14 protein-coding genes are annotated in these 13,837 nt (G+C 62.3%); 8 read left to right on the forward strand and 6 right to left on the reverse strand.

The genetic code is table 11. The features are described from left to right. Positions 1–46: 46 nt before the first annotated feature. Positions 47–286 (forward strand): hypothetical protein, encoded by a 240-nt coding sequence (locus PQQ95_RS21450; RefSeq protein WP_408440344.1) that lies wholly within the window; start codon positions 47–49, stop codon positions 284–286. A gap of 3 nt (positions 287–289) precedes the next feature. On the opposite strand, the gene rfaE2 is transcribed toward PQQ95_RS21450, so the two are convergent. The 6 genes from rfaE2 to PQQ95_RS21480 all read right to left on the reverse strand — a co-directional run bounded on the left by rfaE2 (position 290) and on the right by PQQ95_RS21480 (position 6,853). Next, a complete protein-coding gene (rfaE2, locus tag PQQ95_RS21455) occupies positions 290–772 on the reverse strand; it encodes a D-glycero-beta-D-manno-heptose 1-phosphate adenylyltransferase (protein ID WP_408440346.1) in 483 nt (160 codons plus the stop codon). Positions 773–898: 126 nt separating this feature from the next. Further along, entirely contained in the window at positions 899–1,771 is an 873-nt protein-coding gene (locus tag PQQ95_RS21460; RefSeq protein ID WP_028198988.1) for a ferritin family protein, read from the reverse strand. 585 nt (positions 1,772–2,356) lie between these two features. After that, positions 2,357–3,154: a PhaM family polyhydroxyalkanoate granule multifunctional regulatory protein gene (locus tag PQQ95_RS21465; protein WP_408440348.1), complete on the reverse strand. Its 798-nt coding sequence runs from the start codon at positions 3,152–3,154 to the stop codon at positions 2,357–2,359. 183 nt (positions 3,155–3,337) lie between these two features. Then, positions 3,338–4,243 carry an enoyl-CoA hydratase/isomerase family protein gene (locus PQQ95_RS21470; protein ID WP_408440349.1) on the reverse strand — a complete coding sequence of 302 codons (906 nt, stop codon included), beginning with the start codon at positions 4,241–4,243 and terminating at the stop codon, positions 3,338–3,340. 104 nt (positions 4,244–4,347) lie between these two features. Continuing rightward, positions 4,348–5,568, reverse strand: a complete 1,221-nt coding sequence (locus PQQ95_RS21475; protein ID WP_408440352.1) for an ABC transporter substrate-binding protein — start codon at positions 5,566–5,568, stop codon at positions 4,348–4,350. Between the two features lie 301 nt (positions 5,569–5,869). Beyond that, on the reverse strand, positions 5,870–6,853 hold the full coding sequence (locus PQQ95_RS21480) for a fumarylacetoacetate hydrolase family protein (RefSeq protein WP_408440354.1): 984 nt from the start codon (positions 6,851–6,853) through the stop codon (positions 5,870–5,872). A 172-nt stretch (positions 6,854–7,025) separates the two neighbouring features. On the opposite strand from PQQ95_RS21480, the gene PQQ95_RS21485 reads away from it, so the two are divergent. The 7 genes from PQQ95_RS21485 (at position 7,026) to PQQ95_RS21515 (ending at position 13,834) form a co-directional block, all read left to right on the forward strand. Then, a complete protein-coding gene (locus PQQ95_RS21485) occupies positions 7,026–7,916 on the forward strand; it encodes an IclR family transcriptional regulator (RefSeq protein WP_408440357.1) in 891 nt (296 codons plus the stop codon). A 39-nt stretch (positions 7,917–7,955) separates the two neighbouring features. After that, positions 7,956–9,281, forward strand: coding sequence for a DUF3108 domain-containing protein (locus PQQ95_RS21490; protein WP_408440360.1), 1,326 nt, complete (start codon positions 7,956–7,958; stop codon positions 9,279–9,281). 157 nt (positions 9,282–9,438) lie between these two features. Continuing rightward, complete coding sequence (locus tag PQQ95_RS21495) at positions 9,439–10,227, forward strand: alpha/beta fold hydrolase (protein WP_408440363.1); 789 nt, start codon at positions 9,439–9,441, stop codon at positions 10,225–10,227. A 117-nt stretch (positions 10,228–10,344) separates the two neighbouring features. After that, positions 10,345–10,602: a BTH_I0359 family protein gene (locus tag PQQ95_RS21500; RefSeq protein WP_007179533.1), complete on the forward strand. Its 258-nt coding sequence runs from the start codon at positions 10,345–10,347 to the stop codon at positions 10,600–10,602. Between the two features lie 328 nt (positions 10,603–10,930). Next, complete coding sequence (locus tag PQQ95_RS21505; RefSeq protein ID WP_408440560.1) at positions 10,931–12,010, forward strand: homocysteine S-methyltransferase family protein; 1,080 nt, start codon at positions 10,931–10,933, stop codon at positions 12,008–12,010. 31 nt (positions 12,011–12,041) lie between these two features. After that, positions 12,042–13,130, forward strand: a complete 1,089-nt coding sequence (locus tag PQQ95_RS21510) for an AAA family ATPase (protein WP_408440366.1) — start codon at positions 12,042–12,044, stop codon at positions 13,128–13,130. Next, positions 13,130–13,834: a DUF4276 family protein gene (locus tag PQQ95_RS21515; protein ID WP_408440369.1), complete on the forward strand. Its 705-nt coding sequence runs from the start codon at positions 13,130–13,132 to the stop codon at positions 13,832–13,834. Before PQQ95_RS21510 ends, PQQ95_RS21515 begins: the two co-directional genes overlap by 1 nt. Positions 13,835–13,837 lie beyond the last annotated feature (3 nt).

Genomic DNA, 13,837 nt, shown 5'->3' on the forward strand with positions numbered 1-13,837 from the left:
GCGTTGGAATAGCGGTGACTGAACCTATGGACGGGGAATACTAAAGATGCTGCGCTGGCTGATCGCCATATTGTTTCTTGCCAACATGCTGGCATTCGTCGCGATGCGTGGTGTATTCGGCCCGACACCCACAGCCGGCGGCCGCGAGCCGAACCACCTGAACCGCCAGCTCCATGCGGAGTGGCTGAAGGTGCAACCCGTCACAGCAGCTGAAGCCGCCGACCAGCCAGTCGTTGGTGGCCCGGCGCCAGCGGCGCCGATAGCGGCATCGGCGCTGCCGCAGTAAAGATCACCCTTGCGCGCGAACCTTCTTCAATAACGCGGTGGTCGAGCGCTCATGCTCGAAGGGAATCGCCAATGCCTTGCCGCCCCAGCCCCGCACAATGGCCGACTCCGGCAAAACATCCATGTCGTAGTCGCCGCCTTTGACGAGCACATCCGGCCGCAGCGCCGAAATCAGCTCTACGGGCGTCTTCTCGCCAAAGCAAACCACGTAGTCGACGCTCTCCAGCGCCGCCAGCAAGGCCATCCGATCAGCTTCGTTATTGATCGGCCGGTCATCGCCTTTGCCTAGCATGCGCACCGAAGCATCGCTATTGACGCCGACAATGAGGCAGGCGCCGAGCGCTTTAGCGTCGGCGAGATAAGTCACATGCCCGCGATGCAGGATGTCGAACACCCCGTTGGTAAACACAACCGGCGCCGGCATCGAAGCACGGAGCGTCACCAGCGCGTCGCGCGTAAAAATCTTGCGTTCAAAAGTGGCGGCCATGACGGAGTCGCAAAGAAAAAAGAAATGCCGCCACGATACACGCCGGGCGGCATGAAGCAAAACGGCCCGGCAAGCTCACGCCTGCCGGGCCGTTCCTGAAACGTTACAACCGCAAACCTGAACCCATCAAGCCGGCTGTTCAGCCGATTTCTGATCGGCCTGCAAGCGTGCGACGACTTCCTTGCGATAGCGGTTCAATTCCTGCGCCGTGTTGAAGGTGCGCTCGAACAGAATGGACAGGTTGTGCAGAATCCGCTCCACCACCTTCTTTTCCCAGCCGTCGTCAAAACGGATCTGTTCGTCGAGCCAGCGTTCGAGCCATTCCGGATCCGGCAAACGCGATTGAATCGTGTCGCGCGGGAACAGCGCCTGGTTCACGTGAAGGTTGGTCGGATGCAGCGGCTTTTCCGTGCGGCGCGCCGAGGCCATCAGGACGCCGATCTTGGCGAACGCAGCACGCGCGATGTCGCCGGTTTGCACCATTGCTTTTTTCATGTAGCGCAGATACGCGCCGCCATGACGCGCTTCGTCGCGCGAAATGGTTTCGTAGATGGCCTTGATGACCGGCTCGGTGTGCCATTCGGCAGCACGGCGATACCAGTGATTCAGGCGGATTTCGCCGCAGAAGTGCAGCATCAGCGTTTCGAGCGGCGGCGCCGGATCGAATTCGAAGCGCACGGCGTGCAGCTCTTCTTCGGTCGGGCACATTTCCGGCTTGAAGCGGCGCAGATATTCCATCAGCACCAGCGAATGCTTCTGTTCTTCGAAGAACCACACGCTCATGAATGCGGAAAAATCGCTGTCGTGATGGTTGTCACGGAGGAACATTTCCGTGGCGGGCAACGCCGACCATTCGGTGATCGCATTCATCTTGATCGTCGCGGCCTGCTCGTCGGTCAATAGCGATGCATCGAACTTGTCCCAGGGAATGTCTTTCTCCATGTCCCATCGAACGGATTCGAGCGATTTATAAAGTTCCGGATAAAGCATGGTGTTCATAGTCCCACCCCTGTTCTGCGCATACTGTCTGTGTCTGTCACTACTACGTGTAGCACTTTTGCTGAAGACGAACGAAACGCACTGTTTTGTGCGCCGTTTATCGGCCAAGCATTCAATTTTACGCGGTAATCGGCTGCCTAGATGCACCGGGCAGCAAAGAAGTCCGGCGTTTGCGCGGCGCCGTTAACCAGAAGTTACGCGCTGCGCGGCCAACCGTGGGTGAGGGATACCCTATGCCTGAGGTCGAGCCAGTCTGCGATGAATCCGCACCGTCCAGCCCTGCGCCGGTGGTACCGGCGGCGAGTGAAGCAGGCGAGGCTGGATTGGTTGTTTTCAGCGCACGCCCAAAAGCCAAATGAAGCTTACACAATGATAGCACGCTGACTTTACGGTTCCCGTGCCCTGGCAGACGCAATTCCGGCGGCTAATTGACTTCTCTCAATAAATGCCCCGATTCGCGGAGTGTGGCCGACGATCGGGGTCAAACCCATGACAGGCGGTGAATTTACTTCGGTTGCACCACCGGCCGGTCGGACTTTGCGCTGTCGTTGCGTGGATCACGCGTAGCCCGCTTCGTTCTTGCCGCTAGACAGATTTTTTCGTCGCTCGCGGAGCGGCGCTCGCACTGCCTGCGCGCTTCGCGGACGTCGAAGTCGACGTCGCTGCCCGTTTCGCCGCCGGCCGTTTGGCTGCGGTCCCGGCGTCCGCGACGCTCCCCTCGGGCGCGTCATCCGCATTGCCTGCCGATGCCGAAGCACTCGTCGCGCCTTCTTCTGGCGAGTCCGTTGCCGACCCATCCGCTGTGGCGGCTGCCGTGGCTGCCTGCGTCATCGCAAACTGGGCGATCTGATTGAACTGCGATTGCAGCAGATTCCACCAGGCCGAGGCGTCGAACGGAGGTGTCCCGGCGGCCTCGCCTTCTTCAGTTGCCGGCTCAGGTGCGGCCGATGGGCTTGCACTAGTCGAACCCGAAGAAGCCTCCGGATGCGGCCAGCCGGTCGGCGAAGGACTCGGCGCGGCAGCCGGCTGCGCCATCGACGACTGCGCGAACGCACCGAACGCACGCAACGTAGCGAGCGTGGCGCGCTGCACTTCGAGCGCCTGAATGGCGGACTGCAGCATGTTCAGATTCAGCTTGAGCCACTGCTCGACCGCGCGCATGTCGGTGATGCGCTTATCGAGTTCTTCGACGTTGGTCAGTGGCGCCATCATGTCGGACATCATCGACAGTGACGGCCCAAGGCTGCTGCCGGGCTGCGCGCCTGAAAACGCCGAGCCAAACGGCGAGAGACGCATCATGCCCCACATCTGTTCGAGCACTTCGGCGGGCGGAAAACCGGGAAAGCCCGGAAAGGGCGGCGTGGTGCCAGGTGTAGCGGTCATGCTTGTCGCCTCGCTGCATAAAGGGAAGGAATAGCGCCGTCCCGCGCGCGTCTAGTCTAATTCGATCATACCGCGCGTGGCGCTGCGAACCGCGCTTAGTTTGGGCTGTGGTTTGCCCCGCTCACGCTGCGCCTCACGGTACCGGTTGGCGGGGCTTTGCGCGATACAAGCCGGGCCGCAGTTTCAGGAATGCCCATCACCCGACGTGCCGCCGCCAGGCGTCTGCCGTGTGTGCTTCGGCTGCCCGCTCCACGGGTCCGCGCCGCCAAAATCCGGCGCGCGCCGCTCGCGCAGCGAGTTCACGCCTTCGCGCACATCCGGCCCGGCGAAACCCATGAATTCCAGTGCCAGCGACGTATCGAACGCCGGCCCCGCCGAACGCAGCCAGTTGTTCAGCGCGTACTTGGTCCAACGAATTGCCGTTTGCGATCCGTTGGCCAGCTTCTGTGCGACTTCGAATGCTTTGGGCCGCAGATCGTTTTCGTCGACGGCGAGTGACACGAGGCCAATCCGTTCCGCCTCCTCGCCGCTCACCGGCTCGCACAGCAGCAGGTAATACTTCGCCTTCGCCATGCCGCACAGGAGCGGCCAGACGATGGCCGCGTGATCGCCGGCGGCCACGCCCAAACGCGTATGACCGTCGATAATGCGCGCCGACTTCGTCGCAATCGAGATATCGGCGAGCAGCCCGGCCACGAGCCCCGCGCCGACCGCCGGACCGTGCATCGCCGAGACGATCGGCTTGCTGCAATTGATCACGTTGTAGACCAGATCACGCGCCTCGCGCCACACGCGGGCGCGGACGTCGAAATCGGTCGCCATGTCTTCGACCAGTTGCAGATCGCCACCGGCCGAAAAGCCCTTGCCCTCGCCACGAATGATCGCGACACGCGTTTCGGGATCCCGATCGATGTCGCGCCAGATTTCGGCGAGTTCGAAGTGCATTCGTGCGTTAGCGGTGGCCAGCCCGCTTCTGTTCGCGCCCTCGCCGCTCATCACGACTTCGAGCACGCCATGCGGATGGCGGTGCAATTGCAGCGACTGGTAGTGCGCATAAAACGCGTCGTTACTGTGTGGTGCCTGAGACATGATGAGCAATCCGTCTATCGGTGTAGCTGTTGAAACCATCGCCTTAGGCGCATATTCCGCCCATTCGGCTGGTTCGCGCCGTGTCAGCGCGAACCTCGCACAACTCAATGCGGCTGATAAACCCACTTCGCATTCTGGATTTCGACCATCACGCGCGCCCGTTGATCGAGTCCGAGGTGATCCGCAGCGCTCATGTTGACCACGCCGTTGGTGTCCGCGAGACCCCGTGTCGCTTCCAGCGCATCGCGCAACGCCCGGCGAAATTCCGGCGTGCCGGGCGCGGCCGCCTTAAGCGCGATCGGCACCGCGTTGCTGAGCAGCATGCCGGCGTCCCACGTGTACGAGCCGAACGCCGACACGCTGCCCGGCCCGCGCAAGGCTTCGAAGCGCGCGATGTAGTCGAGCGCGAGACGTTTGGCCGGATGGTCAGCCGGCAATTGCGCAGCGACCAGCACCGGGCTCGCCGGCAGGAACGTGCCGTTGCAATCGGCGCCGCACACCCGCAGGAAGTCGTTATTGCCGACCCCGTGATTGTGATAGATCAGCCCTTTGTAGCCGCGTTCCCTGAGCGTCTTCGGCGGCAGCGCGGCGGGCGTGCCGGCCGCGCCGACCACCACGGCATCCGGATGGGTCGCGAGAATCTTCAGAATCTGGCCGGTCACGCTCGGATCCGTGCGATTGAAGCGCTCGCTCGCCACCATGTTGATGTGATGCAATTGCGCGAACTTCGCGACTTCGGCGTAGAAGGTTTCGCCGAGCGCATCGGCCTGGCCGATGAACGCGATCGTTTTGACGCCGTGCCCACTGGCGTGCTCGGCGATCGCCGAGGCCATCATCGCGTCCGTCTGCGGGGTCTTGAATACCCAGTGGCGCTTCGCATCCACCGGTTCGATGATTTTCGCCGACGAGGCCAGCGAGATCATGGGGGTTTCGCCATCGGCAACCACATCGATCATGGCGAGCGAATTCGGCGTGATCGACGAGCCGATGATTGCGTCGACGTGATTCTCGGAAATCAGCTTCTTGGTGTCCTGCACGGCCTGCGTGGTGTCAGACGCGTCGTCGAGCACGATGTATTCGACGCTCTGGCCACCGATCTGTTTGGGCAGCAGCGTGGCGGTATCGCGCGCGGGAATGCCGAGCGACGCGGCCGGCCCGGTCAGCGACAACACGAGGCCGATCTTCACCTGCGCAAGGGCGAAGGCGGGTAGCGCGGCACACAGCGCGGCGGCAAGACGGGCAAGTCCGCGCCGCGATGGTGTTGCGCATACGCTCGCTGTGCGAGTGCCCGTGGTTCTTCGTTCGGTGGCTTTAAATCGTGGCATGCTGTCTCCTCACCTCGGTTTTTCGTTTTGATGTATTGCCGATGTGCTGCTTGTGTGTTGCTTATGTGTTGCTTGTGCCCTGCTCACATGCTGCTTCGCGCTGATTTTGCGTTGACTTCGGTTTTGCGTTGACTTCGCGATCGACGCACAGCCGTTATCCCGAGGCCGCCGCCGCGCCAGTCAGTGTAGCGGCGTGCCGTGGCTGTGGCATCGGGCGAAACCCTTTCGTAGGCTTAGAAGCGCCCGCACACGCGCCCCCGATGCCGCGTGCCGCACAAAGCCGGCGCTTCAACCTGGCGCCTCAATCCAGCGGTGCGATGCCCTGATCGATCGAACCGAAAATCGACTTGCCCGCTTCGTCGAACATCTCGATCCTCACGGTATCGCCGAACTTCATGAACTCGGTTTGCGGCGCGCCGTGCTCGATGGTCTCGAGACAGCGTTTTTCAGCGATACAGCAATAGCCGCGCTTCGCGTCCTTGTTCGACACCGTACCTGAGCCAACAAGCGCGCCGGCGCGCAGGTTGCGCGTTTTCGCCGCGTGCGAAATCAGTTGGCCGAAGTGGAACACCATGTCGGTGCCGGCGTCCGGCTGGCCGACCTTCTTGTTGTTCCAGTGGACGATCATCGGCCGGTGCAGGCGCCCTTCGCGCCAGCTCTCGCCGAGTTCATCGGGCGTCACGGCGACCGGGGCGAACGACGTGGCCGGCTTGCTCTGGAAAAAACCGAAGCCCTTCGCGAGTTCGGCGGGGATCAGATTGCGCAGCGAGACGTCGTTGACCAAAGTCACCAGACGGACGCTCCTGAGCGCCTGGTCGGGCGTGGCGCCCATCGGCACGTCTGTGGTGATCACCGCGACTTCCGCTTCGAAGTCGATGCCGAATTCCTCGGATGCGCACAGCACATCGTCTTTCGGGCCGATAAAGTCGTCGCTGCCGCCCTGATACATCAGCGGATCGGTCCAGAATTCCGGCGGCATTTCCGCGCCACGCGCGCGGCGCACCAGTTCAACATGGTTCACGTACGACGACCCGTCGGCCCATTGGAACGCGCGCGGCAGCGGCGCCATGCATTCCTTGGCGTCGAACGGGAAGGTGTTGCGCGCGCGGCCCTGATTGAGCGCGTCGTACAGGTCTTGCAGTTGCGGCGCGTAGAAGGCCCAGTCGTCGAGCACGCGCTGCATGGTAGGCGCGATCGCGTCGGCGACGGCCGCGGTGTGCAGGTCGCGGGACACAACGATCAGTTGACCGTCGCGCGTGCCGTCCTTCAGCGTGGCAAGTTTCATAGGGGAGTGAACCGTTAGTGACGATAGAGGGAATCTATTCTACGATGGTGAATCGGCTCGACCCAAGCGCCGTTGCGCGGCGGCAGTTTGCGCCACATGGCCGGACGGCGATGGGGTCTACCCTGACCCGCCGCTATCACTTTCTTTAAAACGCGCTTGAAGCGCCTCGCTCATGCCTCCAATTGCCCGCTCCGGCGCGATCCGTACCGACTCCGCTGAACCGCTCGAAATGACCGAAGTGCCCGAATCCGACGACGAAAGCGTCGAAACCGGCGAGGAAAAGCTGCGCTCCGGCATTCAGTCGATCGAAGTCGGCTTCAGATTGCTCGAAGTGTTGACCCACGAGCCACGCGCGATGATGCTGCGCGACCTGGCGCAGCGTGCCGGCATGAGTCCGGCGAAAGCGCACCGCTATCTGGTGAGTTTTCTGCGCCTCGGCGTGGTGGCGCAGGATCCGCTGTCGGGCCGCTACGAACTGGGCGGCTTCGCGTTGCAATTGGGGCTCGCGCGGCTTGCCCGCGTCGACGGCGTGAAGCTCGCGCGCATTGCGCTCGCCGAACTGCGCGACCGGCTCGATCTGACGGTGGGCATCGCGGTGTGGGGCAACCAGGGGCCGACGATGGTCCACTGGATGGAATCGAGTCATCCGGCCAAGGCATCGCTCAAGCTCGGCGACGTGATGCCGCTGCTCAGTTCCGCCACCGGCCTGCTGTTTGCCGCCTATCTGCCGTCGAGCAAGACCGCCGCGATGCTGGAGCGCGAACTGGCCGATTCGCGCCGCGCGTCGCACATGGGCGGGCCGCGTACGCGGGATGAGGTCGAGCGGGTGCTGGCGGACGTGCGGCAGCACGAAGCAGCGCGTGTGGAAGGCATGTTGCTGCCGACCATTCACGCGTTCTGCATGCCGGTCTTCGACTCGACGGGCGATCTTGCGCTGGGCCTGGTCGCGCTCGGTCACGAAGGTGCGTTCGATATCCGTTGGGGCGGCGAGATCGATACGGCGCTGCGTGAATGTGCGCAAAAGCTTTCGTATGAGCTCGGGTATAGTGCGACGCCACGTTGACGCGACGCCTATCCCGTTACCGCCCGCACGTTCGAATCCATGTCCTCACCTTCCGCCACACGCCGCGCTGATCGAACGCCGCCCGTCGGGCCGCGCGCCGGTTTGCGGGTGGGGCGATGGCTTGCGGTTCTTCTGGCGGTGGTCATCCTGCACTGGATTGCGGCGCAATGGGTCGAGCGCAACCGCGCGACGCTGAATCCATCAGACAACGCGCATGTTCCGGTGCAGGTTGCGCTGCTGAAGCCCGAGCGTATCGAGCGCAAACCCGCCGCCGACGCGCAGCAGGCTGCAGCACCCGCTGCAGCGCATAAGGCCGTCGCGAGCAAGCCGCGCGAACACGTGCTGACGGCGACGCAACCGGCAAAGCAGGCACCCGCGGTCGTGGCCGCATCGGATGCCACGGCGAGTGCATCGGCTGCAGCGAGTCACCCCGATGCCAATGCCAATGCGGGCGCAACCGCCGCCGGCACGGCCAGTGCTCCCACCGCTGCGAGCGCGCCTCAGGCTTCAACGGGCGTGAAATTCTCCGTTCCGCCGTCCGGGGAGCTGCAATACGACACGTTCTACAACGGCGTGCGCAACCAGCCCGGCACCATCCACTGGACCAGCAATGCACAGAGCTACGAGATGGTCGTCTCCGTGCCGCTGCCGTTCGTCGGTACGTTCGTGTATTCGAGCCATGGCCGCATCGACGCATTCGGTCTCGCGCCGGATCAATATGTCGAAAAGCGCGGCCGTCGTCCGGAAGACGTGGCGATCTTCAATCGCAGCGACAAAAAGATCGTCTTCACGCGGACTCCGGCCACGCTGCCGCTGCCCGACGGCGCGCAAGACCGTTTCAGCATGGTGATGCAACTTGCCAGCCTGGTGCGCGGCGACCCTGCCGCCTATAAGCCGGGCGTGACGCGGCAATTCTTCGTGGTTGATAACGACAGCGGCGAGAACTGGCCCGTCGAAACAATCGGCGACGAAACCATCCGCACCGCGCAGGGCTACCTCGAGACGCGACACTTCAAACGCTTGCCTCGCCATGACGGCGATTTGCGCCGCATCGACGTATGGCTCGCGCCATCGCTTGGCTGGCTGCCCGCGCGAATCCTGCAGACCGAGCCGAACGGCACGCAATTCGAACTGGTGTGGCGCGGCAAGCTCAATGCAGACGGTAGCGATCCGGCCGACAGCGTGGACGGTACGAATGGCTCAAGGGGTTCTAATGGCGTTGACGGCTCGAGTGGCTCTGGTGGCACCAATAGCATTGGCAATGCATCGCCTGACAATCCGGCAAACCCGTCACCCCCCAATACACCCTCAACCGCCCCCTCGGTCGATTCGACTGTGCCCGGCAACACGCCCGAAAAACCCTGAATCCGAGTAGGGTCTCGCACAGATCGCTGAAACTTCCGCGACGGGACACACTCGCACAATGAGCTGCACCGTTCGCGCGACCGCCCCATAGGTATAGTGAAGGCGGAAGACGCGCGCGCAAACGGCTCTTTCCACTGCGCCCCTTCAAGGAGCCCGCATGCAAGTGAAAATCAACGGTATCGAGACGCGCTATGTTCTGAGCAATGAGGGCGGCGGCCCATGGTTGACGTTCATTCACCAGCTCGGCGGCGATCTGTCGGTTTGGGACCAGCTCGCCGGCTATTTCCGCGACAACTACACCGTGTTGCGCTATGACCTGCGCGGCCACGGCAAGACCGCGGTATCGAGCGAACCGTTCAGCGTCGCCGATCTGTCCCGCGATCTCGCCGCGCTGCTCGACGCGGTCGGCGCACCCACCACGCACCTTGTCGGCATGTCGATGGGCGGCATGATCGCGCAGCAATTCGCGCTGGACCACCCGTCGCGCGTCGACACGCTGACGATTGCCGACACCACGAGCGGCACGCCGCCCGAAGGCCGCGCAATATGGGACCAACGCGCGGCGGTGGCGCGCACGGAAGGTTTGGCATCGCTCGTGCCCGCGACACTGAGCCGCTGGCTGACGCCCGATTTTCAGGCCGCGCATCCGGAAGCAGTCGAGCCGATCCGGGAGGTGCTGAGCCATACGTTGCCAGAAGGCTACGCCATGGCGTGCGAAGCCCTGCGCGATTTCGATCTACGCGGTAAGCTGGGAACAATACGTTGCCCAACGTTGGCCGTGGGAGGCCGCCATGACACGGGCACGCCACCTGCTGCTACGCAGGCAATAGCAGACGCCATCCAAGGCGCGCAGTTCGAACTGCTCGAGGCCGCTCATCTTGCGCCCATCGAGCAATCTCACCGTTTTGCTGCACTGCTTGAAACGTTTCTTGGAAAGCCGGTCTAACCGGTAGGTTCGGAACTTCACAAGCGTCAATCCGGACCCACCCCTTGAATTCCACACCACAAGCTCCACCTATGGCGCAGGAATGGCCAAGAGCCAACGGAAATAAGGAGTGTCGCCATGCAAATGATCTATAACAGCCCCAACTATTGTGTCGTCGAGTTTCCGCCGCAGGAAGGCCCGCTGGCCATGAAATCAGGCGGCTACGAAATCGTCGACAAGAACATGCAGCGCGAAATCTACATTGATGGTGCAATGGCAGCGCGTTTCCGCGAGCATGTGCAGAAACTGATCGAAGAGGAGCCGTCGCTGGATGAAGTAGACGAATTCCTCGGGCAGTTCGACAGCCTGATGCATCAACCGGTGATTCTTCACTAACCGAAGGGTTTGACTTAACGGTTTGGCGACATCCATCGACCGCGCCGACCGGCTTAGCCGGCGGCCTTTACAAGTCGGTCAGCAGACGTAACGCGGCCCAGCAGGCTTTCACCTGACTGGGCCGTTTTGTTTCCTCTGTCGTTTCCCCCGTCGCTTCGACTTTTGTTTCCCCTGTCGTTTCCTCTGTTTGTTTCCGCTGCGGCCACAGCCCCGGCCACCGTTGCCGTGGCACGCGCATCCGCCTGCCGGGCCCGCGCCCGGCGGAACCGCCCCACTGCGGCTACAATGACAGGTTTCCCGAAAAAGCCGGCGCAAGCCCTTGTCCGCCATGAACCAGCCTGCTCAATCCGCCTCGCCAGTCCGTCCCGACGCCGCCTACACGCGTGGCGCGGCGCTGCCCGCGCTGCTCAAGTCGCGCATCCTGATTCTGGACGGCGCAATGGGCACGATGATCCAGCGCTACAAGCTCGACGAAGCCCGCTATCGCGGCGAGCGCTTCAAGGACTACGGGCGCGACATCAAGGGCAACAACGAGTTGCTGTCGATCACGCAGCCGCAGATCATCGGCGAGATTCACGAGCAGTATCTCGCGGCGGGCGCGGACATCATCGAGACCAACACGTTCGGCGCGACCATGGTGGCGCAGGCCGACTACGGCATGGAAGACCTCGCCATCGAGATGAATCTCGAATCGGCGAAGCTGGCGCGCGCTGCCTGCAACAAGTACTCGACGCCCGACAAGCCGCGTTTCGTCGCCGGTGCGATCGGACCCACGCCGAAGACGGCCAGCATTTCCCCTGACGTGAACGATCCGGGCGCGCGCAACGTGACGTTCGACGAACTGCGCGCGGCGTACTACGAGCAGGCGAAGGCCTTGCTCGACGGCGGCTGCGACCTGTTCCTCGTCGAAACGATTTTCGACACACTCAATGCCAAGGCCGCGCTGTTCGCGCTGGACGAGCTGTTCGAAGACACCGGCGAGCGTCTGCCGATCATGATTTCGGGCACCGTCACGGATGCATCGGGCCGGATTCTCTCGGGACAAACCGTCGAGGCTTTCTGGAACTCGCTGCGTCACGCCAAGCCGCTCACCTTCGGTTTGAACTGCGCGCTGGGCGCGGCGCTGATGCGCCCGTACATCGCCGAACTGGCGAAGCTGTGCGACACCTATGTGTCGTGCTATCCAAACGCCGGTTTGCCGAACCCGATGAGCGATACGGGCTTTGACGAATTGCCGGCGGATACGTCGGGATTGCTGAAGGAGTTCGCGCAGGCCGGCCTCGTGAATATCGCCGGCGGCTGCTGCGGCACGACGCCGGAGCATATTGCGGCGATTGCTCAAACGTTGGCTGGCGTGAAACCCCGCGTGTGGGCAAACTATCGGGAAACCGATACTGAAACGGCTTGATCGTGGCGCTCACCTGAACGGGAATCGATCGATGGCTGGCGTCACCAAACTGACGATTAAGGGTTTCAAATCAATACGTGAGTTGCGCGACTTTGAGTTGCGTGATCTCAACGTGTTGATTGGCGCCAATGGCGCGGGAAAGTCGAACTTTATCGGGCTGTTTCGGATGCTCGCGGAGATTTTTGCAGGTCGACTGCAGTTGTATGTGCAGCAGCAAGGTGGGCCGGATGCGCTGATGCATTTTTCGCGAAAGGCAACAGATGCGATTCATGTCGAACTGGCGTTCGGCGAGCTCGATAGCTACATGTTTGAACTGGTCCCTACGAACGATAATCGGCTAGTCATCTTGCGCGAGCAAGTTGGATTCTCGGACCAAAGCCGTCTACCCAAACTAGGGTGGAGTTCGGGCGGCGGCCCTGAGTCCGCCTTGAGCAACACGAACAGTCCGATTCATAACGTCGACCTTACCTCCGTCCTTGAGGGCACCCGCGTCTATCATTTCCACGACACCGGCGAAAAAGCCAAAGTCAAGCAACCTCACGCGCTCAACGACACGTTGCGCCTCAAGGCAGACGGCGCGAATCTCGCCGCTTATCTGCATATGCTCAAAATCGAGCATTCAGACAGCTACCGCCAGATCGTCGACACAGTCCGCCTCGTTGCGCCGTTCTTCGACGACTTCGTGTTTCGCTCCGATTCAGCCTCGAAGATCCAACTCGAATGGACCGAACGCGGCGACCCGGACACGCCGTTTACGGCTCACGCGCTGTCCGACGGGACGCTGCGCTTCATTTGCCTGAGTACGCTGCTGCTGCAGCCGTGGGATCGGATGCCTGCAACGATCCTGATCGACGAGCCGGAGCTTGGCCTGCACCCCTACGCCATCAACCTGCTTGCCGACCTGCTTAAACGCGCATCCGAACAAAAGCAGTTGATTGTCTCGACGCAATCGGTGGAACTGCTGAACCGAATGGAACCTGAGGATGTGATCGTAGTGGACCGCAAAGACAACGCGTCGACGTTCCACCGCCTCGATGCAACGCAATTGCACGACTGGCTCGACGACTACTCTCTGGGCGACCTCTGGAAGCAGAATGTCCTGGGCGGGAGGCCAGCGTGATGGTCGAGTTGATCGTGGTCGGCGAAGGCCAGACAGAGGAAACGTTCGTCCGCGACGTGCTGGCGCCCGCACTCAGCGCGAACCGGATTTACGCAAGCGCGCGGCTGATCAACACGTCCCGTGAACAGCGCGGTGGCGCGCTCAGTCTTGAGCGTGTCCGCAAGTTCATCGGCCACACCTTGCGCCAGCGCGTCGATACCTATGTCACGACCTTGATCGACCTGTACGGTCTCGATACGACGTTTCGCGGCGTGACTGGCAGCAAGGGCCAAGCGCCAGCCGCCCGTGCCGCACGTATCGAACATCTGCTGCACGAGGATGTCATCGCCTTCGCACAATGCCGACCGGAGCGTTTCATCCCGCACGTACAGCCCCACGAGTTCGAGTCGCTGCTGTTTTCGGACGTTTCGAAACTATGCGAAGTCGAACCCGGCTGGCAGCAACAAAGCGAGCCGCTCGTCGCGGCACGTGCTGCGGTCGACGATCCTGAATGGATCAACGATTCGCCGCACACTGCGCCGTCGAAGCGGCTCGAACAGTTACATCCGCGCTATCGCAAAGTCCGCCACGGTCCGGTTGCCGCCGCTCGCATTGGCCTCGACAGAATTCGCGCGCAATGCCCGCATTTCCGTCAGTGGTACGACCGCATTGCGGCGCTGCCCGCCATGCACGCGCAACGTTCCAACATCGAATACACGAGCTAACGC

It is taken from the genome of Paraburkholderia caffeinilytica, assembly GCF_046030355.1.
Lineage (GTDB): Bacteria > Pseudomonadota > Gammaproteobacteria > Burkholderiales > Burkholderiaceae > Paraburkholderia > Paraburkholderia caffeinilytica_B.